Below are 24800 nucleotides of genomic sequence, written 5' to 3'. Positions count from 1 at the left end.
TCGGCTCTTGCGGACCGGTCTGGGCCCTCATGTCCAGCCTGACACGGCGGGGAGGGCTGCCGTGGCAATGGCCTTTCAATTCATCTCAGGGATAAGCCGATGAGTGACTCCATACTGTCGCCAAATGTCGAACGCACCGCGGGCGGCAACGCCCAAGCTGCATCCACGACAACCCGGTGGCTGGTAAACCAACGCCGACTAGCTCCCCTTTTGTTTCTGGCGCCTGGCGCCTTGATGTTCATCATTTATGTGATCGCGCCCATCGCTCAATCCATCTGGGTCAGCTTTTACGAGTGGGACGGCATCGGCGCGAAGACCTTCATTGGGCTTGCAAACTACGTTGAGCTTTTGGATGACGAAGCCTTTTACGTCTCCTTGAAGAACAATGTGATCTGGCTGGTCATGTACATGCTGGCAGTGCCCGCCGGTCTGTTGATGGCAATTTTCCTCAATCAGACCATCACCGGCATTCGCATCTACAAGTCTTTGTTCTTCTTTCCCTTTGTGATTTCTCAGATCGTGGTCGGTCTGATCTTCTCATGGTTCTACGCGCCAAACTTCGGCCTCTTCACACAGCTTCTGTCATTTCTGGGGTTCGGGGATGTCGCCGTTCTTGCTGACGAAACCTATGTCACCTACGGCATCATCATCGCTGGTCTGTGGCCGCAAATCGCCTACTGCATGATCTTGTACCTCACGGGTCTCAACAACGTATCGCCCGATCAGATCGAGGCCGCCCGGCTCGATGGGGCCAAGGGCTGGAAGATGCTCTGGTACGTTATTATTCCTCAGCTCCGCCCGGCGACTTTCATTGCCGTTGTCGTGACGGTGATCGGTGCGCTGCGGTCGTTCGACCTTGTCTCCATCATGACCGACGGCGGACCGTGGGGCTCAAGCCGTGTGCTTTCCTTCTACATGTATGAGCAGGCGCTTTCCGAATACGGCTTCCGCATGGGCTACGGTGCCTCAATTGCGGTTGTCCTGTTCGCAATCATGATGGTCTTCATTTCAATCTTCATCGTTCGGATGCTGAAAGACGAAAGGGAGGGCTACTGATATGTTCCCGACACCTGTCGAAAAAATCGCCGCTCCCTGGCGTTGGGGCTACAAGCTCGCCGTGCCGATCGTCCTGATCCTCTGGCTCCTGCCGCTCCTCGGCGTCATGATGACCTCCATTCGCCCTGCATCTGACTTGGCGCAGGGCAACTACTTCGGCGTGCCCTCGACCATTGCGCTGGGCAACTATCTGGAAGTGTTCGCCAACACTCCCATGGGCACCTACATCTGGAACTCCTTCAAGGTGACCATTCCAACCGTTATCGGTGCCGTGGCCTTGTCGTGTCTCACCGGGTTTGCGCTGGCGGTCTACAAGTTCAAGTCCAACCTGCTGGTGTTCTTCATGTTCGTGGCAGGCAACTTCGTGCCTTTCCAGATCCTGATGGTGCCCGTGCGCGATCTCACGTTGAACATGGGCCTTTATGACACCAGCATGGGCCTTGTCCTGTTCCACATTGCGTTTCAGACCGGATTCTGTACCCTGTTCATGCGAAACTTCATCAAGGCTCTGCCATTTGAGCTCATTGAAGCTGCCCGCGTAGAAGGTGTTTCCGAGCTGAAGATCTTCTGGTTCATCGTCTTGCCGCTCATGCGGCCTGCCATTGCGGCCTTGTCGGTTCTGATCTTCACCTTCATCTGGAACGACTATTTCTGGGCAACCGTTCTGGTTCAGGGCAGCCACGCTTTGCCGGTCACCGCTGGTATCTTCTCGCTGAATGGTCAGTGGGTTGCTCAGTGGCAGCTGGTGTCTGCAGGCTCCATCGTTGCGGCCATGCCTCCTGTCATCATGTTCTTCCTGATGCAGAAGCATTTCATAGCGGGTCTCACGCTCGGCGCGACAAAGGGCTGATCCTGCAATGGCAACCTTCGGACACGAGGAGAAAAACATGGAAACGGGCGAAGCTGGTGCGCGCTGCTGGCGTCTCGACGGGGCAGGGCAGACTATGGTGTTTGCCGCCTATGAGGACCGTGTTCCCGCCTTGATCTATATGGGCGAAGCGTTGCCGCTCTATGAAAATCTGGAGGCGCTGGCGGCCAGCCTGCGCCCACCTGTCGGGCAGGTGATGCTCGACGAACCTTTGGACCTGACCTTGACCCCCGAAGCCGGCCGCGCCACTCCAGGCCACCCGGGCATTCGCGGCGACAGCCATCAGGGACAGAACTGGCACACTCAGTTCCGCTTGACGTCCGTCCTCACGTCAACCTCACAGGCGGTCGAGTTTGAGCTTTCCGACAGTACCGTCGGGCTCACCCTCAACATCCATGTGACCCTAGATCCCGAAACGGGCGTTGCTGCTTTCCGGCAGAAACTCACAAACTCCGGTGGGCGTCCCTACGCGGTGGACTGGTTGAATGCTGCCTGCGTTCCAGTGCCTCAACATCTAGTCCAGCATCTCAGTTTTGAGGGCCGTTGGTGTAACGAGTTCCGCGAGCAGCGTGCTGACTGGCAAAAGGGCATCTATGCCCGCGAATGCCGCCTTGGTCGCACCTCCCATGAACACTTTCCCGGTTTTGTGGCGCTCAGCGCCAACGCCAATGACCTGGAAGGGCAGGCACTTGCCTTTCATCTGGGGTGGAGCGGCAACTACCGCATGGTCGCTCAGGAACTGCCAGATGGTCGCCGGTCCGTTCAATATGGGGCTCTGCTGGAGATGGGCGAAGTCATGCTCTCCTCCGGTGAGAGCTATGAAACGCCGGTGCTCTATGTTGCTCAGTCCTCCCAGGGGCTCTCTGGCATTCGTCAACGCTTCCATGCGTTCTTGAGATCGCAGATCCTTCAAGTTCCTGAGTGGTACAAATCTCGCCCGGTTCACTACAACTGCTGGGAGGCTGTCTATTTTGACCACTCCGTAGAAAAGCTTTCCGCCTTGGCGGAGAAGGCAGCCGATGCAGGCGCGGAACTGTTTGTTCTGGATGATGGCTGGTTCGGCAAGAGAGACGACGACACGTCTTCCCTCGGCGATTGGTTTGTTGATGAGAACAAGTATCCTCAAGGGCTTACCCCTCTCATCAATCACGTAAAGTCTCGCGGTCTGCGCTTCGGCATCTGGTTCGAGCCGGAGATGATCAACGAAGATTCAGAGCTTTATCGCGCCCATCCGGACTGGATCCTTCACGCTGAGGGCCGCGACCGCATGCTGGGTCGCAATCAGCTGGTGTTGGATCTCACCCGTTCCGAGGTTCAGGAATACCTGTTTGAGCGCATCCACGAGATCTTGTCGAACAATGCCATCGACTACATCAAGTGGGATATGAACCGCAGTATCGTATTGCCCGCGGATCAGTTCGGGCGACCGGCCAGCAATGCCTACGTGCAGGCGCTCTACAGTCTGCTTGGCCGTTTGCGCAAGGCCCATCCGAATGTCGTCATCGAGAGTTGCTCCTCCGGCGGTGGGCGGATCGACTATGAAATCTTGAAGTACACCCAACGTGTCTGGCTGTCTGACTCCAACGACGCCCGCGAACGCTGGCGCATGCAGGCCGCCGCAAGTCTGTTTCTCCCGCCGGAAGTCATAGGCTCTCATGTGGGGCCAGACGAGTGCCACACCTCCGGTCGCCGCCTCTCAATGAACTACCGGGGGGCTGTCGCTGCGAGTTGCCACATGGGCTATGAGGCGGACCTGACAGTCCTCGGCGAAAAGGACCTGTCTGAGCTGAAAGGCTGGAGTGCGTTCTACAAGAAACACCGCAAATTTATGCATGAAGCGCACATCTACGTACATACCACGTCAACCCAAGATGTAATTGCCATGCAAATGGTGTCCAGAGATCGGGACCAGTTCCTGCTGTTCGTGGGGCAACAGTCCGTACCAGCATCCTCCTCCACATCGGCCCTGCGTTTGGCCGGTCTGGCAGAGGAGCAGACCTACACCGTTTCGGCGCTGAATGCTGAAGGCATTTCAGCAACGGCGAACCGCGTTCTGGCGGGCGTCGATTGGCGCGAGCACAGTCTGACGCTCTCTGGCGCTTCACTCATGCGGGCAGGCGTTGCGCTGCCGATCCAATTTCCGGAGACCATGCTGGTCTTCGAGGGCCGCGCGGAGAGGGACCGCTGACCTGCATGCACTTCTACCCACCAATAAGAAACTGAAAGACCCGTTCTCATGCTTCCACAATCACTCGGCGAAAAATTAGAGGGCGCGGCTGAGCCAGTCCTGCCCGTCGCCGCCGGGGCAGATCGCAGCATGCAAGTTCATGGGTCGATCCTCGACGGAGGCTTTGTCTGATGGCCGATACCCCTCTCAAACTGGCGGCAAGCAACGGCGACTGGATCGCCGTTGACTGGGGAACCAGCAGCCTGCGCGCTTGGTACGTTCAATCTGACGGTTTTATTCAAACCAACGCAAAATCAACGCAGGGTGCGGGCACCCTCTCCAGCGATGCTTTCGAGGGGGTGCTGCTGGGCCTCATCGACCCGTGGCTCGAGGGGGATAAGTCGCCCCTGCCCATTTTGATTTGCGGCATGGCAGGCAGTCGGCAAGGCTGGAAAGAGGCCGCGTACGTTGAGCTGCCAACACCGTTCTCTGCCCTTGCTGAGCGGCTTGTGGAGGTTCCGGTCAAAGACCCGCGCATCCGCCCGTTCATCGTGCCAGGGGTCTGCCAGAACAACGAGTTTGGCCCGGACGTCATTCGCGGTGAAGAGACCCTGCTTCTCGGCGTTTTGGACGAGATGGAGACAGGCCGCCACATCTTTTGCTTGCCGGGCACCCACAGCAAATGGGTTCACACCGAAGACCAGCGGATTCTCCAGTCCCGTACATTCCTGACTGGCGAACTCTTTGCTCTTGTCGTGAAGCATTCCATGCTGCGCCACTCTCTGGATGGCTCTGAAGGGGCCGAGCCCACTCATTTTGCCAAAGGGGTGCACGACGTTCATTCCGGCGCGGCTCAGTTCTTGTCCGCCCTGTTCCCGGTCCGGGCAGCACAGTTGTTGAACGGCACCGATCCCAAGGCCGCCTATGCCTATCTTTCCGGCGTTACCATTGCCACGGAACTGAAAGAGCTGGCCGCCTCTGGCGGGGTTTCTCCGGGGTATCTGGTTGAAATCATTGGTAGTTCTTCGCTCGTGAAATGCTATGCGAGCGCCATGCGCATCTTCGGTATAGAGACACGGGTCCATGATGGCGACGTGGCCGCGCTGAAGGGGCTCTCCATCATTAGAAAGGAATCTGGGGTATGACCTCATCTCCAACTGATCACGCACGTAACATCATCGCAATTCTGCGCGGCATTACGCCGGATGAGGCTGAAGCCGTTGTTGAGGTGATTGTAGCCGCAGGCATCACGCAGATTGAAGTGCCACTCAACTCCCCCGAAGCACTCAAGAGCATCAGCCTCATGAAGGCCAAGGTTGGCCACAAGGCGAGCATTGGAGCGGGCACTGTCCTCACCGCAGACGATGTTCAGGCGGTTCGCAGCGTCGGCGGCGAGTTTATTGTCTCGCCAAACATGGACAAGGAGGTCATCCTGGCCACCAAGCGGGCCGGAATGATGTCCTGTCCGGGCGTCTTTACCCCAACCGAATGCTTTGAGGCCGTCAAACATGGCGCGGATATCTTGAAGATATTCCCCGCCTTCATCATGGGCCCTGCAGGCATCAAGGCCATGAATGCAGTCCTGCCGAAGGACAAGCCGGTCTATGCCGTGGGCGGCGTGGGCGCGAAGGACTTTGCTGACTATGCCGCAGCGGGCTGTGCGGGCTTTGGCCTCGGTGCCAACATCTACAAGCCCGGTGATACCGTCGCAGAGGTTGCCGCAAATGCTCAAGAAATGGTGGCTGCCTATGATGCCCTTCAGGAGCGTGGTGCTTGATGTCTGATCCCTTTGTTTTTTCAAAGGTTCTTTGCTCTTTAGGGGAAGGGCCTCTATGGTCGCCTGAACACCGCTGCCTGTTCTGGGTCGACATCGATAATCAGCGTGTGCTGCAACAGGGTGAAGCCGATGCCGACACCCGCATTTATGAGTTTGACCATCCTGTCTCAGCCTTCGCCCGCGAACCCGGCGAAAGCCTCATCGTGTCAACGTCTCGCGGTGTTCATCGCTGGCAGGTGGGAAGCGCTGCGCTGGACCTTGTTCACCCGGTGGAGGGGGATAACCCTGTCACCCGGTCCAACGATGGCCGAACAGATCGTCTGGGCGGCTTTTGGATCAGCACCATGGGCTACAACGCGGAAAAGGAGGCGGGCAGCCTCTATCGCTTCGGCGTAAGCGGCCTTCAGTTGATCAAAGACAAGATCTCCATTCCGAACTCCATTTGCTTCTCTCCGCAAGGAGAGTGGGCGTACTTTTCCGATACTCCATCCGGCTGCATCATTCGCTGGCCGCTGGACAAGGCAACCGGCCTGCCAGCGGGTGAGCCGGAGCTGTTTGTTGACATCAGCGCCACCGGTTTTGGTCCGGATGGCTCCGTGGTGGATGCGGAAGGACATCTATGGAATGCCCAGTGGGGCGGGGCGCGCGTGGTCCGCTATCGTCCTGATGGAACACAAGAACGCGTCATCGAACTGCCGGTAAGCCAGCCAAGTTGCCCCGCCTTCGGAGGTGCGGATGGCAAGACGCTTTTCATCACCACAGCGCGTCAGGACCTGAGCGAAGAGCAACTCGCCCGCGAGCCGCTGGCTGGCGCCACCTTTGCTGTGAAGCTTGAAATTGAGGGGCTTTTTGATCCCGTCATTGAGAGGATAACTGCATGACCCAGGAAAAGACCCTTGGCGTCTGCTACTACCCCGAACACTGGGATGAAGCCCTTTGGGAGCAGGACGCCCGCGAAATGGCGGAACTCGGCATCACTTGGGTGCGCATTGCAGAATTTGCATGGTCTCGGATAGAGCCTGAACCGGGCACTTTCCAGTGGGAGTGGCTTGACCGCGCTGTTGAGACCTTGGCGCGGAATGGATTAAAAATTGTCATGTGTACGCCAACGGCAACGCCGCCGCGCTGGATGCTGGACAAGCACCCGGACATGCTGGCTCATGATGAAAACGGCAATCCGCGCAAGTTCGGCTCCCGTCGTCACTATTGCTTTTCTCATGAGGGCTATCGTGAGGAAAGTAAACGCATTTCTCGCATCATTGCCGAGCGTTACGGTCAGCATCCTGCCGTAGCAGCCTGGCAGACCGACAACGAATATGGCTGCCATGATACCATCCGCTCTTGGTCTCCCGTCGCGCGGGTAGCGTTCCAAAGGTGGCTGGAAGTAAAGTATGGAACAGTAGAAAAACTAAACGAAGCCTGGGGCAACGTGTTCTGGTCCATGGAATATGGCAGCTTCGACAAGATAGACCTGCCATACCTGACGGTCACAGAGAGTAATCCCGCTCATCGGCTTGATTTTTATCGCTTTTCTTCAGACAAGGTAGCAGAGTTTAATCAGGCGCAGGTGGAGATGCTGCGCGAGCTTTCTCCGGGGCGTCCGATAATTCATAACTTCATGGGGCGCTTCTTCCACTTCGACCATTATAAGGTTGGGGATCAGCTTGATGTCGCCAGTTGGGACAGCTATCCCCTTGGTTTCCATAGCTTAAATCAGATGGAGTCGGGCACGGAAATGGCCCCGGAGTTCTGGCGCGACTTCTTCCAGCAAGGCGATCCGGACTTCCAAGGCTTCCACCACGACCTATATCGCGCCGCAGGCAATGGCCGCCTCTGGATCATGGAGCAGCAGCCGGGGCCGGTGAACTGGGCCCCTTATAACCCCTCGCCACTTGATGGCATGGTGCGCTTGTGGTCATGGGAGGCTTTCGCCCATGGTGCTGAAACGACGAGCTATTTCCGCTGGAGGCAGGCCCCTTTTGCGCAGGAGCAGATGCACGCTGGCCTCAAACGGCCTGACAATGCCCCCGCGCAGGCCTTCAAGGAGGCCGGGCAGGTGGCTAGGGAACGGGATGCTCTTGGCGCGTTCCACATCGCACCAGCCCCCGTGGCCTTGGTGTTTGACTACGAGAGCCAGTGGGCCCACGAAACCCAGCCGCAAAGTCAGGATTTTACCTACAGTCTGCTGGCCATGAATGCCTACCGCGCTCTTAGGGAGCTGGGTGTGGATGTCGACATCGTTCGGCCCTCCGAGCAGGACCTGTCGAGATATAAAGCTGTAATTGTTCCAGGGCTTTATGCGGTAAGTGCGGAGTTCTCCAGCTGTCTGGCCACCTACGCTTCGCAAGGGGGGCTTGTTGTAGCAGGACCGCGTTTTGCTCAGAAGAATGAGCATTATCAAATCTCGCAGGAAACCTCAGCGCTGCCAGCGCCTTTTGAAGCGGTTGAAGTGGCCCGCGTTTCCACCATGCCCAAGCTTTTTGGTGAAACGCTGTTGAGCCGGGATGGGTCAAAGTTCGGCGAGGCCACCATTTGGGTGGAGGAACTCGTCAGTTCACTGCCAACAATTCTTGCACTCGAGAATGGTGATCCAATCGTGGTTGGCAACGAAAGCGTTGTCTACACAGGCGCTTGGCTTCGTCCTCAAACACTGAAGAAATTCCTCGCGCAGGTTCTGGAACCAAAGGGGATTGAACCAGTGGACTTGCCGCAAGGCCTGCGTCGCCGGAAAACCAGCATCGGCACGTTCTATTACAACTACGCCAAACATCCTCAGGATCTCAGGGCACTGGGGCTCGCCGAAGCGGCCGAACTTGATGGTTTGAAAATTCCAGCGGCAGGGGTGTCACTGGTGCGCTGAGGCTCCAGCCTCCAATAGTGTTTTGAAATCGCGGCGTTTCCTGAAATGGAAATGCCGCTTTTTTGTGCGCTGCTTACCTCTGTTTTTGACAGGGCGGATTTTGTAGCTGGCCCTTTTAGGGGTTTGAAACCATGAGGGTTTTGGCGCTGACTACCGCTGAGGACAGGGGTGGTTGCGTGACTCAGGAAAAGACAGCTCTCATAACCGGCATCACCGGGCAAGACGGTGCCTATTTAGCGGAATTGCTGCTCAGCAAGGGGTACAAGGTGCACGGGATCAAGCGGCGATCCTCCAGCTTCAACACGGAGCGCATCGAGCACCTCTATCAGGATCCTCATACACAAAATCAGCGGTTCTTTTTGCACTACGGCGACATGACAGATGCGACCAATCTGATCCGCATCACTCAGGAAATTCAGCCAGACGAAATCTATAATCTTGCGGCCCAATCCCACGTGCAGGTGTCCTTTGAGACGGCCGAGTACACCGCCAATGCAGACGGCATGGGGACACTGCGGCTGCTGGAGGCGATCCGGCTTCTGGGCCTTGTAGAAAAAACGCGGTTCTATCAGGCTTCAACCTCGGAGCTTTATGGCAAGGCACAGCAGGTCCCACAAAACGAGCAGACCCCATTCTATCCCCGTTCCCCCTATGCCGCTGCAAAGCTTTATGCCTACTGGATTACCGTCAACTACCGTGAAGCCTATGGCATTCATGCGTCCAACGGCATTCTGTTCAATCACGAAAGCCCGGTTCGCGGGGAAACCTTTGTCACCCGCAAGATTACTCGTGCGGTGGCGGCCATCGCCCATGGGCTGCAGGACCGGCTTTACATCGGCAACTTGGAAGCGCAGCGCGATTGGGGGCATGCCCGCGACTATGTGGAGGGCATGTGGCGCATGCTGCAGCAACCCATTGCCGATGACTACGTGCTTGCAACGGGAGAGACCCACAGCGTTCGTGCATTTGTGGAACGCGCATTTGCCGAAACTGGCACTGAATTGATCTGGCGTGGTGAGGGCCTGGACGAAAAAGGCATTTGCGCAGCCAGCGGCAAGCTGCTTGTGGAGGTGGACCCGCGGTACTTCCGAGCAACAGAGGTCGATCTGTTGAAAGGTGACCCCAGCAAGGCGCGGGAAAAGCTTGGTTGGGCGGCAAAGGTAAGCTTCGAGGAGCTGGTTGCCGAAATGGTCAAAGAGGATCTGGCAGAGCTTCAACGAACAACACGCCAGCATGAGAAAGACGCCGCTCGGGAGGTGGAGCATGTCTAGGGAACTCTTTGACCTAGCAGGAGAAAGAGTTTGGGTCGCGGGGCATGGCGGCATGGTTGGTTCAGCGCTTTTACGCCGTCTTGAACGGGAGCCCTGCGAGGTTGTCACCGCACCGCGCGACGAGCTGGATCTCAGAGACCCGCAGGCAGTCGATTTCTGGCTTGCGACCCGAAAACCCACGGCGATCTTTCTTCCCGCCGCAAAGGTTGGCGGTATTCTTGCCAACAACACCTACCCGGCAGATTTTCTCTACGATAACCTCATGATCGCAGCCAACGTCATTCATTCTGCGCACAAAGCACGGGTGAAAAAACTGCTGTTTCTGGGCTCAAGCTGCATATATCCAAAATTTGCGCGCCAGCCGATTACCGAGGCCTCCTTGCTAACAGGTCCATTGGAGCCCACAAATCAATGGTATGCATTGGCCAAGATTGCAGGGGTGAAGCTCTGTCAGGCGTATCGACGCCAACATGGCTGTGACTTCATCAGCGCCATGCCAACGAACCTATATGGTCCCGGAGATAACTTCGATCTGGAAACTTCTCACGTTATCCCGGCCTTGATGCGCAAGGTGCACGAAGCAAAGGCAAACGGAGAGCAAAAGATCGTAATGTGGGGCACCGGTGCGCCCCGCCGCGAGTTCCTCTACGTGGAAGATTGCGCCGACGCGCTGGTCTTTCTCATGAAGAACTACAGCGAAGAAGAGCATATCAATCTGGGCAGCGGCGAGGAAGTGAGCATCAAGCAACTCGCTGTAATGATTTGCAAAGCTGTCGGTTTTGAAGGACGTATCACGCACGATCTGTCCAAGCCCGATGGCACACCAAGGAAGTTGATGGACAACGCGCGTCTTCAGGCGATGGGGTGGCAGCCCAGCATTGGGTTGGAGCAGGGGCTAAAGCTCGCCTATGCGGCTTTCTTGAAGTCTCGCGAGGTTCCCGACGATCTTAAGCTATCGTTGGAACAAGCCCTGAGAGATCTCGGGGAGCCTGTGACAGAGCCAGAGCCTACCTAAGGCCCGCGCCAAAGCAACCCTAGAGGATTACGGCGCGTATCCCGTAGGAAATGATCCCCACGACTGAGATACCCAGACACCAAAGCAAGATGAACCATCCCACCTGCTTCAACGCTGTGAGGGGGGCGTCTTTGTCCGCGTGCTTTGTCTTCTTGCCTTCAATCTTTTCGCCGGTGTTACTCACTAGTGGTAGCCCTCCGTTGACTTGGTCTTGCCTCGGAACACCCAATAGGCGTAGCCGGTGTAGGCAAGGATCATGGGGATCAGCACCACGGCACCAACCAGCAGAAACTTCAAGCTGCTGTCGGGCGCTGCAGCCTCCCAGATGGTGAAGTTGTGTGGCACGACGTAGGGATAGAGATTGATGCCAAGGCCGATATAGGTGACGAGAAACAGGCCAAGCGTTGCGAGGAACGCGGTCGCGTGATGATGGTCATAGGTGATGCCGCGCCAAATGACAAAGGCGAGAGCAGCTACCGCAATCGGTACCGGCACCGTGTAAAGCACATAGGGCATGCTGAACCAAAGTCTGACAATGCCCGGGTCGATAAACGGCATCCAAATGCTGACAATCCCAATGAACATGAGCAGCAAAAGCGCGCAGGGACGTGCCACACGGCGGAAATGCTCCTGCGCCGTGCCTTCTAGCTTCATGATGAGCCACGTTGCGCCAAGCAGGGCATAGCCTGAAACAAGAGCGAAGCCGGTCATCACGCTAAAGGGTGTCAGCCAATCAAACCAGCCACCGGCATAAGAGCGTCCTTCGATTTCAATGCCTTGGATCAGGGCACCAAGGGCGACGCCCTGTGAAAGTGCCGCAACGAGCGAGCCAAGGAAGAAAGCCAGATCCCAGTAGGGACGGCGTTTGTCGCTGGCCTTGAAGCGATATTCAAACGCAACCCCTCGGAAGATCAATCCGATGAGCATGAGAAGGATCGGCATGTAAAGGGCTGGCATGATCGTGGCGTAGGCCAGCGGGAACACGGCAAACAGCCCGCCGCCGCCAAGGATAAGCCAGGTCTCGTTGCCATCCCATACCGGCGCAACAGTGTTCATCATCAAGCTGCGTTCATCCTGATCCGAGGTTGTGGGGTAAAGGATGCCAATGCCAAGGTCGAAACCATCAAGGCACACATAGGCAAAGATGGCGAACGCGATCAACAGACCCCAGATGAGCGGATAATCGAGTTCCATCAGTCCTTCTCCACGGTATCTGGGGTGAGAGCTGGAGCAGGGGTGATCCCGGCGGTTCGCGTTGGTATGCCCGGCTCAGGTCCAATGCTGGCATGAGGTGACTTCCGCATGGACTTCAGGATGTAAGCGATGCCGGTTCCGAACACGATGAAATAGACAACAATGAATATGGTCAGCGAAGTCGCGACCGCTGGCGCATCTATGGGAGACACGGAATCCGAGGTTCGCAGCAGGCCGTAGACGGTAAACGGTTGGCGTCCGACCTCTGTTGTGATCCACCCAGCAAGAACCGCAATGAAGCCCGATGGCCCCATAACGAGCGCTGCCCGTTGGAGCGCACGGTTGTCAAACAAGGTCCCACGGTAGCGGTTCCAGAGGCTCCACAGGCCTACCAAGGTCATAAGCAGCCCAATCCCCACCATGACGCGGAAGGACCAGAATACAATGGTGGCGTTGGGCCAGTCTTCACGGGGGAACTCTTTGAGTCCGGGAACCGCGCCGGTCAGTGTGTGGGTCAGTATGATGCTGGAAAGATAAGGCACTTCAATCTTGTAGAGCGTCTCGGCCCTCTCCATGTCAGGCCAGCCGAACAGGATGAGCGGCGCGGGTGACTGCGTTTCAAAATGACCTTCCATGGCGGCGATCTTGGCAGGCTGGTGCTCAAGTGTGTTAAGGCCATGCAGGTCGCCGGCGAACATTTGCGCGGGCGCAACAAACGCGATCAGCCAAAGCGCCATGGAGAACATGGTTCGCGCCGCTTGGTTCGTTTTGTCTTTCAGCAAGTGGTAGGCCCCAACTGCGGCCACGACGAATGCGGTGGTCAGATAAGCCGCAAGCATCATGTGAACAAAGCGGTAGGGGAAGGAGGGGTTGAAGATGATCTCCCACCAGTCCTCAGGGATAAACTGGCCCGCCTCATTGATGCTGAACCCAGCAGGCGTTTGCATCCAGCTGTTCACCGAAAGGATCCAGAAACCGGAAAGCGCAGTGCCAAAAGCAACGATCAGCGTTGCCGCAAAGTGCAAGTGCTTGCCTACGCGGTTCATGCCAAACAGCATGATGCCCAAAAAACCGGCCTCCAAAAAGAACGCGGTCAGCACTTCATAACCGATTACCGGACCAAGCACGGGTCCTGTCTTGTCAGAGAACTCGGCCCAGTTGGTTCCAAACTGGTAGGTCATAACGACGCCAGACACCACTCCCATGCCAAAGGCGATTGCGAAGATTGTTAGCCAGTACTTGAAAAGCTGAAGGTAAACCTCCCGCTTGGTCCACAGCCACATGCCTTCAAGCACCGCCAGATAGCTGGCCAATCCAATCGAGAAGGCTGGAAATATGATGTGAAACGACACTGTGAACGCGAACTGGAAACGCGCAAGGTCTACTGCGGAGAAGTCCATGGAGCACCTGATGCTGTTTGCGTCTTGGTCTCTAGACTAGGGTGTGGGAGCGGCCCCACAAGTCAAGGTTTTGAGTCCGCTGCGGTAGTTTGTGGGGCAGAGTTTCCTTCAATCAGGTTAGGAAATCCTTTTTAGTGCAGGCAAAAATGCTCACGACCCGGCGGTTGAGTATTGGTTGGGTCCCCCGGTGCCCGGCTGGATGTAAAAGTAAAGCAGCACCAGAAGGCCAATGATGGGAATCAGATGAAGGAGCAACCACCAACCTGAGCGGTCTGTGTCATGCAGGCGGCGCACGGAAACAGCAAGGCCCGGGATCAGCAAGAACAAACCCGTCAAAGCCGAGATGGGCTGAAGTTCCATGGTGCCCGGATCGGGTAGGCCCAGCAGCGGAGCTACAACAATCATGTCCACCAGCTGTGCGACAGAAAGAGTGATGATCGCAAACAGCGTCCACCACCAAAATTCGGGCCGTGCGGCACGGCCCTGAAACTCGGTGTATTTGCTAAGGCAGGTGCGAATGGCTTCTGGAAAGGTCATGGCTCTGCACATCCAGTTGTTTTTCTGAATGGGACTATGACGCCATGACTGATCTTAGGGAACCCGCAGTTTGGTGCCTCTGATTTTTAAGGTACTTATTCCGCGCAGGTTCTGACAGGCGGTCTGGGAAGGGTCGTGTAACCAGGTTTTTGAGCGGTAGGGCACGCCGTGCACGCGCCGCATGTAACCTTGTAGACCTGACCGATGCTTTCAAGTCGATCGAGCATCGCCTGTGCAAAATCCTCAGCAACATTCAAGGCTTCCGCGACATCTGACGATGTCGCGTACCCTGTTTTTGCGATTGTTTTTTTTACTTTACCGAGCATGTACTACCCTGTCGTGGTCGCCAGTCTCACCTCGTCTGCACCCGTTCGGACGAAATATTTGCTCGCGATAATCACCATGGCGATCAAAGATACAAGCCCCAATATCCAAACTAGGGAACTTCCCGGATGTCTGGCAAAGGTGCCGATTTGATAGGTGATCGTGGACCCTGAGTAGGCAAGCAGGCTGGTCCACGCCACGGCAAACAGCGTCCATTCGCGGCCAATTTCACGCCAGATAGCGGCCACTGCTGCAGCGCAGGGCATGTAAAGCAGCACTGCAACCATGAACGCGAAGGCTCCGACCTGACCGTCGAAATGCGCACGAAGGGAAGCAAAAACCGCTGCATCCACTTCCAGTTCATCGGCAGCAACCTGCTCACTTGAGATGTCGCCAACGCTGATTCCGAGCGGATCAAGCGCAGCGGCGCTCAGGTCCATCAGCCCACCTGACAGGGCGTCGAACGCCCCTGCCAACGCTTCCAGAGGCGCTGGGCCACCGGCTTCTTCTTCGGCTGCCGGTTCGACGTAGAGTTCTTGCAAGGTGCCCACCAAGGCTTCCTTGGCGAAAATGCCGGTAACAAGTCCAACAGTTGCCTGCCAGTTGTCCTCAGTGATGCCCAAGGGGCTAAGAACAGGGGTGACGGCCTTGGAGGTTACTGCCAGTACGGAGGTTCCGTTGCTCTCGTTCCCGGTGGAGCCGTCGAAGCTGACGGAGTTCAGCACAGCGAGTACGGCAACCATCATCACGATCACGCGGCCCGCGCTCATGATGAACATGTAAAGGCGCGCCCAGACGATCCGGAAAAGGGAGGTCCAGTCCGGCAGCTGATAGGTGGGTAGTTCAATAGCAAGGGCGGAGCGCTCTCCCGGAAACACTGTGGTGCTCAGGACAAGGCCGGTAAAGATCGCCACTGCAATACCCATCAGATAGAGCAGGAAAACAATGTTCTGGCCGTTGTCTGCAAAGAATGCCGCTGCAAAAAGCGCATAGACCGGAAGGCGCGCGCCGCAAGACATGAACGGCGTCATCATGGCGCTCATGATGCGCTCCCGGCGGTTTTCCAAACTGCGGGTGGCAATAACGGCGGGAACGGTACAGCCAAACCCGAGGATCATGGGCAGGAAGGCCTTGCCCGGCAAGCCAAGCTTGCGCATCAAGCGGTCCATCACAACAGCGGCACGGGCCATGTAGCCGCTCTGCTCAAGGAACACCTGACACAGAAACAGCAGGCCCACGACCGGTATGAATGTGAGAACAGTCTGCACACCGCCGCCAATGGCAAGAACAATTGTTTCCAGCATACCGCCGCCGAGGCCGAGGGTCTCAAGGGCAAGTGCGGGGGTCTGGACGAAGAATGCATCGCCAATGCCGTCAAAGAAGTCGATGAACGGGCCGGAAAAACTGATTGCGATGAAGAACATGGCGTACATCACCGCCATAAACACCGGGACGCCAAACCAAGAGGAAAGGGCAATGGAGTCCAGCTTGTCGGAGACGTAGCGCACAGAGGCCGGGTCTGGCAAATCAAGCACCCGGTCCAGCTCGAATGCACGGGTATAGTAGGCATCCGCAATGTCGAAGTTCAGTGCGTTTTCTGTCTGCTCTTCGTAGGAGATGATCAGCTCTTGAGCCTTGTGACGCGTTTTAGCGCTGACCATTGTGCTGGCCAATTTGTCGCCTTCCAGCAAGCGATAGGAAAGCGCGCGGGCCCGGCGAGGTTTGATCTGCTCATTTGAGGTTATGAACTTCTCCAGCTCGGTTACCTGCACATCAACCGATGGAAGTGTAACAGCTGGATCTTTGAGGCAAACCTTGTTGCCCGCCGCATCGGCTAGGGTCGCCAACAGGGCCTCGCGGCCTGCGCCCGTATTGGCGGAAACAGCAAGCACCGGAATACCGAGATTGGCGGCGAGGCGATTGGCGCCAGCTACGGCTTCTTCCTCTGGCCACATATCTGCCTTGGTCAAAACGCCAATGGTTGGCAGACCGTAATGCAGGCCTTGCAGCAAGATTGAAAGCGCGCGCTCGGGGCTCAAGGGGTCGATTGTGACCACAAGCGTTGAGGCCGGGCTCTCCAGCAGCACTTGCCGTGTGATTGTTTCATCCAAGCGCTCGGTATGGTCACTGGCAAGGCTCGCAACACCGGGCAGGTCAACAATGTTGAAGACCTGGCCGTTGTGGCGCGCCAAACCGCTTTTCTTGTCAACGGTTACACCCGGCCAGTTGCCGACTGTCTGCTGATTGCCTGTTAGAAGGTTGAAGAGCGAGCTTTTGCCGGAGTTGGCCGTGCCGAGCAGCAACACATGTTGCGCGTTTTCCGGAACCTCGGTGACGGTTGTGTCGTGACATCCCATGATCAGGCGACCTCTACTTTAATGGTGCGCGCCAGATCAACGCCCAAAGCAACGCGATTTGCACCACTGGCGATGATGCGTGGTTCTGTGTTTCGGCCTCGCAAGACAGTCAGCGCCTGCTTTTCCGAAAGGCCGAGGCTGCGCAAGTGAAGTGCTTCTTGCCGACTGTGGCCGAGGCGAGTGATGCGAACCTCGGTGTTTAAAGGAGCATCGCTCAGCCAGGTGAGGCTGGGGGAGCTGTGGGCAGCTGGATTATGTTCTTGAGCGTCATGGGTTGGCGCCAAGGCATTGGTCACTTGCCTTTGCATGGAGTGTGTCTCCGAAGGTGAAAAGGTGCAGTCTAGTTGACCTCAATGGACTGCTAATGCGAACCATTCGCATTGATAATTATCAAAAGTGCTAGGTTGTCACAGACGGAAAACCCTTACATTTCAATCGTTTGGAACGGTTACAAAGTAGAGCGCAGGGCTAAATCAAGACCTCAAGCACTTGAAGTTGCACATCAATTGCAGGAGCTGAGCCATCTACTTTCGTCCAACTGATTTCTCCGGTTACGTAGCCTTCCTGAGCACGCACAACTGCTGCATTTGCATCGGATGCGTCGCCTTTTCGGTCGGTGACGCGACTCTCTTTCACATCCATAGGTGCTTCAAGCCAAATACCTGAAAAGCTGGCACCAGCCGATTGTGCGATTTCCGCCAGTTTTTCCCGTTCTTCTGGAGCGGCAAAAACGCCATCCACCACCACGGAATGTCCGGTGGCAAGAACGGCTGCGGCCTTGCGGTAGACCTGTGCGTAGACCTGATCCGAAACCTCTTTGCTGTAGGTCTCTGCCGGGGCCTGTTGGGTCTCTTGCAAACCCAGCAGTAGCTTGCGTTCCACATCCGTGCGGATGTGCACCGCGCCGGGCATGGCCCCGATAAAGGGCGCGACGCCGCGAGCAACCGTTGTTTTTCCGGTGCCGGAAAGCCCGCCAATACCCACCAAGCGGGCAGGCTCTGTGCTCAGTGCCTCAAAGGCAATGCGGAAGTACTTGCTGGCGCTTTCCTCCGCATCGCTCTTGTCTTTGCCGGTCTTGTGCAGGCTTGCAGCGGCCACAACCTTGGCCCGGATTGCCGCGCGCATCATCATGAAAAATGGAAGGAAGGTGAGGGCAGACAGGTCGTCGTCCCGGTGCGTGACAACGAGATAGCGGTTCAAAACACGGTTTGCAGCGCGGGTTTCCTCCCGCTCCCACAAGTCGAGAAGCAGGTATGCCAGATCGTATAGCACATCTCCCGTTGCGATGATGTCGTCAAACTCTACGGCATCAAACAGCTTCGGCTCTCCATCAATAAGCACGATGTTGGACAGGTGCGCATCGCCATGGGTAAGGCGAATGTATCCCTGTTCTCCCCTTTTCTTCAGGAGCGGGGCAATGCGGTCATGCTCGGCACAGGCTCTGCGGTAGAGCTCCTCCGCCAGATCTTTGGGAAAAAACTGCGGGAACTCACTGAATGCCTCGCGGTTCTGTTCCACATAGTTCCTGAGGTCCGCAATCCAGCGCGCGGCATCAGAGGGCGCAGCAGCAGCATGAGCGCGGGCCATCAGGCGCGCGAGGTCCTCAGACAGTTTGTCATCAATGCCGCGTTCGGTTGCGATGAGGTCAAGGCCTTGGCTTTCGTCAAAACGCAGCATGTGAACCACCCATTCTTCGGGGGTGCCTGATCCATTCAGCGCAAGTGTTCCGTTGGCCTCTCGGGTCAACGGAACCACGCCGAGGTAAATCTCTGGAGCGTACTGGCGGTTCAACTCAATTTCGCGGCCACAGGCGTAACGGCGTTTTTCGAGCGTGGAATAGTCGAGGAAGGGGTACTTGACCGCTCGTTTCATCTTGTAGGCGTTCTTTCCCGCAAGAAAGACGACGTTCGCATGAGTATCGATCCGTTTGACCGGACACCCACCGTGCGTCTCCGGGGCTTCCATAAGGGCAAAGGCCTCGGACTGGTCGCGGACGGTGTGAGGATCTTTCATTCTCTACGCCTTTCCGGTGAGGGGGTGGCCCTGAACCATGTGCTGGTGTGGTTACCCGTTTTGATTGAGGGTTCTGCTGCTTTCAGGTGTACTGGCCATCTGCGATTCCGCAACCGCGAAAGAAGTCTCAATGTGATTTTGCATCATTCCATATGGGAATGAACCCACAACGGCTTTCCGGTTTCAAAGCGAAACGAACGCGCATAGCTTACACCGAAACAAACCTACGCAAATGCCCGTGGAGCCCCTGAATGGAACTCAAGAAAAAAACCGGTGGTCAGCTCATTGTTGAAGCGTTGGAGGCGCAAGGCGCAGAACGCGTGTTCTGTGTGCCGGGGGAGAGCTACCTCGCCGTGTTGGATGGGCTTTACGACAGCCAGATCCCGGTGACTGTTTGCCGACAAGAGGGCGGCGCAGCCATGATGGCCGAGGCCTATGGCAAGCTTACCGGGCGGCCCGGCATCTGCATGGTCACCCGCGGGCCGGGCGCAACCAACGCGGCCGCAGGCGTTCATGTCGCGCAGCAGGATGCAACGCCCATGATCCTTTTCGTTGGGCAGATTGAGACCGGTATGCGCGAGCGGGATGCGTTTCAGGAAGTGAACTACCGGCAGATGTTCGGCGGTATGGCCAAGTGGGTGGCTGAGATCGACCACGCCGCACGCGTTCCGGAATTCATCTCCAGAGCCTATCATGTGGCCACATCCGGTCGGCCTGGACCAGTGGTTCTGGCGCTGCCGGAAGACATGCTGGTGGAAGAGGTGCATGCACAAGTCGCGCCCATGATGCAGCCTGTAGAAAGCTACCCTTCTGCCCAGCAGATGGCAGATCTGGACATGATGCTGAAGGCAGCAAGGAACCCGATGGTGATCATCGGCGGCTCCCGCTGGACAGAAACTGCGCGCGATCAGCTGACCCGCTTTGCTGAGCGCTATGATCTGCCAGTGGCTGTTGCGTTCCGCCGCCAAATGCTCTTCGACCACCTTCATCCCAACTATGCCGGTGACGTGGGCATTGGCATCAACCCGAAGCTGAAGTCGCGGGTAGAGCAGGCGGATCTGCTGCTGGTTGTTGGCGACATTCTCTCCGAAATGGCCAGTCAGTCCTACACGCTGTTGGAAATCCCTGTGCCGCAGCAAAAGCTGGTTCATGTCCATCCGGGTCCGGAAGAGTTGGGTCGGGTGTACGCACCAACGTTAGCCATCAATGCCTCGCCGCTTGCATTTGCCAGCATGCTGGAAGACCTGAGACCGTCAGTTGCGCCTGCGTGGTCCGCCCACCGCGAAGCGGCTCATCAGGATTATCTCGCGTGGTCGGGTGCACGGCCGGAGGTGCCGGGTGACCTGCAGATGGCACAAGTGGTGGACTGGCTGGAAAACAATCTCCCGGATGATGCCATCATTGCTAATGGCGCAGGCAACTACGCCACGTGGGTGCACCGCTTCCATCGCTTCCGCACGTATGGATCGCAGCTTGCGCCAACCTCCGGCTCCATGGGATACGGCCTGCCCGCAGCAATTGCAGGCAAGCTGAAGCACAAGGAGCGTATGGTTCTCTGCTTTGCAGGGGACGGCTGCCTTCAGATGACCATGCAGGAGCTGGGGACGGCGGCTCAGGAGAATGCCAATATCATTGTTATCGTGGTCGACAACGGGATTTACGGCACTATTCGCATGCATCAAGAGCGGGAGTATCCGGGTCGGGTCAGCGCGACCACGCTGCAGAACCCGGCATTCGCCCGCATAGCTGAGGCCTATGGCTTCTACTCGGCAACAATCCGCAGTGCTGAAGAGTTCGGACCTGCGTTTGAGCAAGCGGCGGCTGGAAACAGGCCTGCGCTCCTCCATCTGCTGCTCGACCCGGAAGCCATCACACCAGTGAAGTCGCTGACGGCCATCCGGGAGGAAAGCCAGAAGGCCTGACTGCCCTAGAGAGAGTTGTCGGCGTGGGTATCCAAGGTGACGATGGTCAGAGCGTCGTCATCCAGTGAGCGCTTGATGTTAAAGCCGAGGCTGCGGCACATCTCCAACATTGTGGAGTTCTCACGAAGGACTTCCCCTTTGATGATGTCAATGCCATCGGCTTTGGCGTAGCGGATCATCAGGCGCATCAAAAGCCAGCCCAAGCCTTGCCCTTTCATGCCCGACTGGACCATCACCGCGTATTCACCCTCTGTGTGATCGGGGTTGGCGTGAATGCGCACGACACCCAACATCTCGCCAGTGTCGGGGCGAAAAGCGCCGAATGCCATGGCGCGGGCATAGTCAAGCTGCACAAGGCGGGCAAGGAACGGCTGGTTGAACTCCTTGATTGGGGAGAAGAACCGCAGGCGCATGTCCTCTTGGGTCACGTGCTTGAAGAACTCCAGCAGAGCCCCCTGATCCTCCGGCCTCAGCGGGCGAATGAAGATGGGAGAGCCATCCTTCAGGTTGTCACGCAGTTCCCATTCTTTCGGATAGGGCGTGATCGCCATGCGTGAGGCGCCCTGACGGCCCGGGCGCTGGTGCGGCGGCTGAACGGCAACGCGCGCGTCGAGCGCGATCAGGCCGTCAGCGTCGGCCACGACAGGGTTGAGATCCAGTTCCCGGATCTCCGGAAAGTCGATGGCGATCTGCGAGAGCTTCACCAGAAGCCGCGCAATCTCATCGGTCTTGACCGCAGGTCGGCTGCGGAAGCCCTTGAGCAGTTTAGCCGTTTCTGTCCGCTCTATGAGGGCACGAGCAAGGTTCATGTCCAGTGGCGCAAGATCGATAGCGCGGTCACCGACAATCTCGACGGAAGTGCCACCCTTGCCGAAAACCACGGCCGGGCCAAACACGGGATCATCCGCAATGCCCACATAAAGCTCAACACCGTTTTGCCGAACGATCATGGGCTGAATTTCAATGCCGGTGATGCGGGCCGTCGGGTGCTGTGCCTGCAGGCGGGTGAGCATCTGATCTGCGGCTTTGTGCACGGCTTCGCCCGTTTCGAGGCCCAGAACAACGCCGCCCACATCCGATTTGAAAATCAGGTCTGGACTGGAGATTTTCAGCGCGACCTGAGTGTAGTCCTTCAGGAAATCCTGCGCCGCGATAACAGCCTCTTCAATCGTTGCCGCCAGATGTAACGGCACCTGCGGTATGCCATAGGCACGCAGCAGATCGCGGGTTTGCAACGGCGTGAGCCAACGCTGCTTTTCCAGCAGTGCGCCTTGCACCGATTGCCTTGCAAGGCGCAGGTTGGGTGTAAAGTCCGCTGCGATGTTCTCAGGCGCCGACATCAGCAGCTCTTTGACCTCGCGATAGCGGATCAGGTGCATGAAGCTGGCGATAGCCTCGGAAGGGCTCGCGTAACAGGGAACTTTTGCCTCATCAAGCGCCGCGCGAGGCAGGGTGTTGCCACAGGCAAGCGTGGCAATGAGGGCGCGTTTCTTGCCGTAGCCTTTCATGTGGTCTTTGCCAGCCTTGGCGATGGCCTCGGCAATTTGTGTAAAGTCCACGAAGGCGGTGGGGGCAGCGATTGCCAGAACGCCGTCACAGTTCTTGTCGGCAAGCAGCGTATCGATACCCTCCTTGAACTCCTCTGGACTTGCATTCTCGCGCAGGACGACCGGGTTGGCGGCATGGGCATCGATGCGCGTCAGCCTGGCGAGCTTTTCGCGGCTTTCGTCATTGATCGTTGCCAACTGGCCGCCTGCTGCTTTCAGACGGTCGGCGGCGATGGTTGCCAGCGTTCGGCCGTTTGCGATTATGGAAAGCCGCTTGCCTTCAGGTGGTTTGACACGGCTGATGGTTTCAACAGCCTCAAACATCTCCCCGATGTCGTCCACGCGCAGCACGCCTGCGCGTTGAAGCGCGGCGTCATACACCGCGTCTTGTGTGGCCAGACGCGCTGCATGGGTGTGGCCGGAACTCTTGCGGTCACGGCTGGCACCCGAGCGGATCACAACAACAGGTTTGGAGCGGGCGGCGGCGCGGGCAGCGGAGAGGAACTTGCGTGGGTTCTCGATGGTTTCAAAATGCACAAGGATCGCACGGGTTCGATAGTCTTGAGCGAACCAATCGAGCAGATCAGAGACGTCAACATCTGCACGGCGCCCCAGCGAGGCCACGCCAGAGAAGCCAATAGAACTGGAGCGCGCCCAAGCCATGGTGGCATTGAAGATGGTGCCGGAGCGAGAAATCAGCGCCAGATCACCCTTGAGTGGCTGGTCTGAGGTCAGCAGGGCGGCAAAGCCCGCATGCGGGGCAGCCATGCCCAGACTGCCGGGACCAAGGACGCGCAGGTTGAACGGTTTGGCAGCATTCAGCACGCGTTGGAGGTCTTGAGGTTCCCAGTCATCAAATCCGCTGGAGGGGAACAACGCACCGCGCGCGCCATGTTCTCCCGCAGCAGAGATGACATCGGCAGCGCTCTCCTTGTCGCCCATGTAAACCAGCAGGTCGACAGGGTGCGGCAATTCCCGAACCGACTTGGCGAACTTGAACCGATCGGCGTGTTCTTGCGGCAGAAGTGAAGGGGCGAGACCCACCGTTGTGATGGACCCGGTAAAGCCGCTGTCGATGATGCCTTGAAGCATCTTGTGCGCCAGTATTTCCGGGGTGCGGTGCGATCCCACAACAACAAGGGCTTTGGGCCAGAACAGGCTGTCCAGATTGCGGATGGTCATGCACTAGCGCTCCGAATGGTTAGAAACCGGCAGGCTCATCAAAAAGGTGCACGCCGCGATTTGCAACGTGCACCGTGATCTCGAAAATGTAGCAGCAATAAAGACTTAGTGGGTCATGATGACCGGTACGGTCATGCTGCTGAGGATGTCACGGGTTGCGCCGCCCAGAATGTACTCGCGGAACCGGCTCGTGCCATAACCACCCATGACGACCAGGTCCATGTTCTGTTCAGAGACATAGTTCAAGAGCGCGTCAGAGACGGACACTTGCGGGTTCGCGATCACCTGCACGTTAACTTCAATGTTGTGACGTGCAAGGTAAGTTGCAATATCAGCGCCGGGCTCGCCCACAAAAGTTTTCCCCTTGTCGACAATGACCACGTTCACGTCATCAGCCTTTTCCAGCATTGGCATGGCCGCATGAACGGCGCGGGCGCAAGTGGCACTGCCATCCCATGCAATCATGACCTTCTTGGGTGCAAAGTCGCCCTTGGAGATGTAAGGCACGAGCATGACGGGCACGCCGGTGTCAAATAGCAGAGCTTCAATGATCAGTTCACGCATTGGCTCCGGATCATCCGGGTTGTCCTGCCCAACCACGATCATGTCGGTTAGGCGGGCCTGGCGCAGAACTGGGTCGAGAGAACCACCCGTGACCATTTCTTCCGTGCGGGTTTCGCCGCTGATGCCGGCCATCTTGACGTAATGGTCGAACTTTTCGAGAGATTTTTTAGCTGCGGAGACTGCCTGATCGTGGGCCATCTGCAGGAAATCAGCGGGCATTGGGGCTGCGATGAAGCCGGGAACGATTGGCTCAAATGCCAAGGCCAAACCAGTCGCATGCGCGCCTTCTCTTGCGGCAAGTGCGACGCCAACTTGGGATGCTGGCTGCTCACCATTCAAGTCCGTGACAACAATAATGTCCTTGATTGCCATTTGCTTTTCTCCCTGCCTTTTTTGGCGGTGCTGAGTTGGGTATTAGACCCAGCGGTACTTATACTATCTGCACGCGCGAGGATGCTCCTTGATGCTTATCAAAAGGAGCATTTTATTATCTCTCTGAAAAACAATAGTTTATTCAGAAAATCATATATCAGTACTATCAAATATACTGTGATATATGCCAAGCTAGTGCAACTACGTGCAACAATGTATCTAGAGTTTAGTGCTCTCTCTAGGTCACTCTTTGTGCTGGGTGATTTTTGCTGAATGATCCTTGCGGAAGCACATTAAACCTTCGGATGAAACGGTTTTCTTTTTGCATCCATGTGTTAGAAATAGTCACCTATACCTATAGGGGTTACCCGTAT

General features: G+C 57.0%; 20 protein-coding genes. 10 read left to right on the top strand and 10 right to left on the bottom strand.

Annotation, left to right across the window (positions count from 1 at the left end; genetic code table 11):
* Positions 1–99 precede the first annotated feature (99 nt).
* The 9 genes from PUV47_RS15900 (at position 100) to fcl (ending at position 11014) form a co-directional block, all read left to right on the top strand.
* A complete protein-coding gene (locus tag PUV47_RS15900) occupies positions 100–1056 on the top strand; it encodes a carbohydrate ABC transporter permease (RefSeq protein WP_425313779.1) in 957 nt (318 codons plus the stop codon).
* 1 nt (position 1057) lies between these two features.
* Complete coding sequence (locus PUV47_RS15895) at positions 1058–1906, top strand: carbohydrate ABC transporter permease (RefSeq protein WP_274219565.1); 849 nt, start codon at positions 1058–1060, stop codon at positions 1904–1906.
* Between the two features lie 37 nt (positions 1907–1943).
* On the top strand, positions 1944–4112 hold the full coding sequence (locus PUV47_RS15890; protein ID WP_274219564.1) for an alpha-galactosidase: 2169 nt from the start codon (positions 1944–1946) through the stop codon (positions 4110–4112).
* Positions 4113–4282: 170 nt separating this feature from the next.
* Entirely contained in the window at positions 4283–5236 is a 954-nt protein-coding gene (locus tag PUV47_RS15885) for a 2-dehydro-3-deoxygalactonokinase (protein WP_274219563.1), read from the top strand.
* Positions 5233–5868, top strand: coding sequence for a 2-dehydro-3-deoxy-6-phosphogalactonate aldolase (locus tag PUV47_RS15880; RefSeq protein WP_274219562.1), 636 nt, complete (start codon positions 5233–5235; stop codon positions 5866–5868). Before PUV47_RS15885 ends, PUV47_RS15880 begins: the two co-directional genes overlap by 4 nt.
* Positions 5868–6749 (top strand): SMP-30/gluconolactonase/LRE family protein, encoded by an 882-nt coding sequence (locus PUV47_RS15875; RefSeq protein ID WP_274219561.1) that lies wholly within the window; start codon positions 5868–5870, stop codon positions 6747–6749. Before PUV47_RS15880 ends, PUV47_RS15875 begins: the two co-directional genes overlap by 1 nt.
* Complete coding sequence (locus PUV47_RS15870) at positions 6746–8728, top strand: beta-galactosidase (protein ID WP_274219560.1); 1983 nt, start codon at positions 6746–6748, stop codon at positions 8726–8728. Before PUV47_RS15875 ends, PUV47_RS15870 begins: the two co-directional genes overlap by 4 nt.
* Before the next feature lie 176 nt (positions 8729–8904).
* Positions 8905–9999: a GDP-mannose 4,6-dehydratase gene (gene gmd, locus PUV47_RS15865; protein ID WP_274219559.1), complete on the top strand. Its 1095-nt coding sequence runs from the start codon at positions 8905–8907 to the stop codon at positions 9997–9999.
* Positions 9992–11014 carry a GDP-L-fucose synthase gene (fcl, locus tag PUV47_RS15860; protein ID WP_274219558.1) on the top strand — a complete coding sequence of 341 codons (1023 nt, stop codon included), beginning with the start codon at positions 9992–9994 and terminating at the stop codon, positions 11012–11014. Before gmd ends, fcl begins: the two co-directional genes overlap by 8 nt.
* Before the next feature lie 19 nt (positions 11015–11033).
* Here fcl and PUV47_RS15855 read toward each other — a convergent pair whose 3' ends face one another.
* From PUV47_RS15855 to PUV47_RS15825, 8 genes are all read right to left on the bottom strand, one after another.
* Positions 11034–11198, bottom strand: coding sequence for a hypothetical protein (locus PUV47_RS15855; protein ID WP_274219557.1), 165 nt, complete (start codon positions 11196–11198; stop codon positions 11034–11036).
* Positions 11198–12208 (bottom strand): cytochrome d ubiquinol oxidase subunit II, encoded by a 1011-nt coding sequence (cydB, locus tag PUV47_RS15850; RefSeq protein WP_274219556.1) that lies wholly within the window; start codon positions 12206–12208, stop codon positions 11198–11200. The genes PUV47_RS15855 and cydB overlap by 1 nt, the downstream gene beginning before the upstream one ends.
* A complete protein-coding gene (locus PUV47_RS15845) occupies positions 12208–13608 on the bottom strand; it encodes a cytochrome ubiquinol oxidase subunit I (RefSeq protein WP_274219555.1) in 1401 nt (466 codons plus the stop codon). The genes cydB and PUV47_RS15845 overlap by 1 nt, the downstream gene beginning before the upstream one ends.
* A 150-nt stretch (positions 13609–13758) precedes the next feature.
* Positions 13759–14145: a DUF805 domain-containing protein gene (locus PUV47_RS15840; protein WP_274219554.1), complete on the bottom strand. Its 387-nt coding sequence runs from the start codon at positions 14143–14145 to the stop codon at positions 13759–13761.
* Between the two features lie 95 nt (positions 14146–14240).
* Complete coding sequence (locus PUV47_RS19900; protein ID WP_413697784.1) at positions 14241–14471, bottom strand: FeoC-like transcriptional regulator; 231 nt, start codon at positions 14469–14471, stop codon at positions 14241–14243.
* Between the two features lie 3 nt (positions 14472–14474).
* Complete coding sequence (gene feoB / locus PUV47_RS15835) at positions 14475–16826, bottom strand: ferrous iron transport protein B (protein WP_274219553.1); 2352 nt, start codon at positions 16824–16826, stop codon at positions 14475–14477.
* Between the two features lie 2 nt (positions 16827–16828).
* Positions 16829–17134, bottom strand: a complete 306-nt coding sequence (locus PUV47_RS15830) for a FeoA family protein (RefSeq protein ID WP_274219552.1) — start codon at positions 17132–17134, stop codon at positions 16829–16831.
* A 160-nt stretch (positions 17135–17294) separates the two neighbouring features.
* Complete coding sequence (locus PUV47_RS15825; RefSeq protein WP_274219551.1) at positions 17295–18839, bottom strand: AAA family ATPase; 1545 nt, start codon at positions 18837–18839, stop codon at positions 17295–17297.
* Between the two features lie 251 nt (positions 18840–19090).
* Between PUV47_RS15825 and PUV47_RS15820 the strand changes: the two genes are divergently transcribed.
* Entirely contained in the window at positions 19091–20761 is a 1671-nt protein-coding gene (locus PUV47_RS15820) for a thiamine pyrophosphate-binding protein (RefSeq protein WP_274219550.1), read from the top strand.
* A gap of 5 nt (positions 20762–20766) precedes the next feature.
* On the opposite strand, the gene PUV47_RS15815 is transcribed toward PUV47_RS15820, so the two are convergent.
* Together PUV47_RS15815 and PUV47_RS15810 are read right to left on the bottom strand one after the other, a co-directional pair.
* Positions 20767–23490 carry a bifunctional acetate--CoA ligase family protein/GNAT family N-acetyltransferase gene (locus PUV47_RS15815; protein WP_274219549.1) on the bottom strand — a complete coding sequence of 908 codons (2724 nt, stop codon included), beginning with the start codon at positions 23488–23490 and terminating at the stop codon, positions 20767–20769.
* Positions 23491–23595: 105 nt separating this feature from the next.
* The gene (locus PUV47_RS15810; RefSeq protein ID WP_274219548.1) at positions 23596–24426 is read right to left on the bottom strand and encodes a universal stress protein; all 831 of its coding nucleotides are present in this window, start codon (positions 24424–24426) and stop codon (positions 23596–23598) included.
* Positions 24427–24800 lie beyond the last annotated feature (374 nt).

Origin of the sequence: Pseudovibrio exalbescens, from assembly GCF_028737195.1 — a bacterium.
Taxonomy (GTDB): domain Bacteria; phylum Pseudomonadota; class Alphaproteobacteria; order Rhizobiales; family Stappiaceae; genus Pseudovibrio; species Pseudovibrio zosterae.
This window is presented reverse-complemented; position numbering and strand designations above follow the sequence as displayed.

What these genes read in the sequence shown, in the direction of transcription:
- PUV47_RS15900 (WP_425313779.1), top strand. Translation starts at nt 100, where the DNA reads ATGAGTGACTCCATACTGTCGCCAAATGTCGAACGCACCGCGGGCGGC.
- PUV47_RS15895 (WP_274219565.1), top strand. Translation starts at nt 1,058, where the DNA reads ATGTTCCCGACACCTGTCGAAAAAATCGCCGCTCCCTGGCGTTGGGGC.
- PUV47_RS15890 (WP_274219564.1), top strand. Translation starts at nt 1,944, where the DNA reads ATGGAAACGGGCGAAGCTGGTGCGCGCTGCTGGCGTCTCGACGGGGCA.
- PUV47_RS15885 (WP_274219563.1), top strand. Translation starts at nt 4,283, where the DNA reads ATGGCCGATACCCCTCTCAAACTGGCGGCAAGCAACGGCGACTGGATC.
- PUV47_RS15880 (WP_274219562.1), top strand. Translation starts at nt 5,233, where the DNA reads ATGACCTCATCTCCAACTGATCACGCACGTAACATCATCGCAATTCTG.
- PUV47_RS15875 (WP_274219561.1), top strand. Translation starts at nt 5,868, where the DNA reads ATGTCTGATCCCTTTGTTTTTTCAAAGGTTCTTTGCTCTTTAGGGGAA.
- PUV47_RS15870 (WP_274219560.1), top strand. Translation starts at nt 6,746, where the DNA reads ATGACCCAGGAAAAGACCCTTGGCGTCTGCTACTACCCCGAACACTGG.
- fcl (WP_274219558.1), top strand. Translation starts at nt 9,992, where the DNA reads ATGTCTAGGGAACTCTTTGACCTAGCAGGAGAAAGAGTTTGGGTCGCG.
- cydB (WP_274219556.1), bottom strand. Translation starts at nt 12,208, where the DNA reads ATGGAACTCGATTATCCGCTCATCTGGGGTCTGTTGATCGCGTTCGCC.
- PUV47_RS15845 (WP_274219555.1), bottom strand. Translation starts at nt 13,608, where the DNA reads ATGGACTTCTCCGCAGTAGACCTTGCGCGTTTCCAGTTCGCGTTCACA.
- PUV47_RS15840 (WP_274219554.1), bottom strand. Translation starts at nt 14,145, where the DNA reads ATGACCTTTCCAGAAGCCATTCGCACCTGCCTTAGCAAATACACCGAG.
- PUV47_RS19900 (WP_413697784.1), bottom strand. Translation starts at nt 14,471, where the DNA reads ATGCTCGGTAAAGTAAAAAAAACAATCGCAAAAACAGGGTACGCGACA.
- feoB (WP_274219553.1), bottom strand. Translation starts at nt 16,826, where the DNA reads ATGGGATGTCACGACACAACCGTCACCGAGGTTCCGGAAAACGCGCAA.
- PUV47_RS15830 (WP_274219552.1), bottom strand. Translation starts at nt 17,134, where the DNA reads ATGCAAAGGCAAGTGACCAATGCCTTGGCGCCAACCCATGACGCTCAA.
- PUV47_RS15825 (WP_274219551.1), bottom strand. Translation starts at nt 18,839, where the DNA reads ATGAAAGATCCTCACACCGTCCGCGACCAGTCCGAGGCCTTTGCCCTT.
- PUV47_RS15820 (WP_274219550.1), top strand. Translation starts at nt 19,091, where the DNA reads ATGGAACTCAAGAAAAAAACCGGTGGTCAGCTCATTGTTGAAGCGTTG.
- PUV47_RS15815 (WP_274219549.1), bottom strand. Translation starts at nt 23,490, where the DNA reads ATGACCATCCGCAATCTGGACAGCCTGTTCTGGCCCAAAGCCCTTGTT.
- PUV47_RS15810 (WP_274219548.1), bottom strand. Translation starts at nt 24,426, where the DNA reads ATGGCAATCAAGGACATTATTGTTGTCACGGACTTGAATGGTGAGCAG.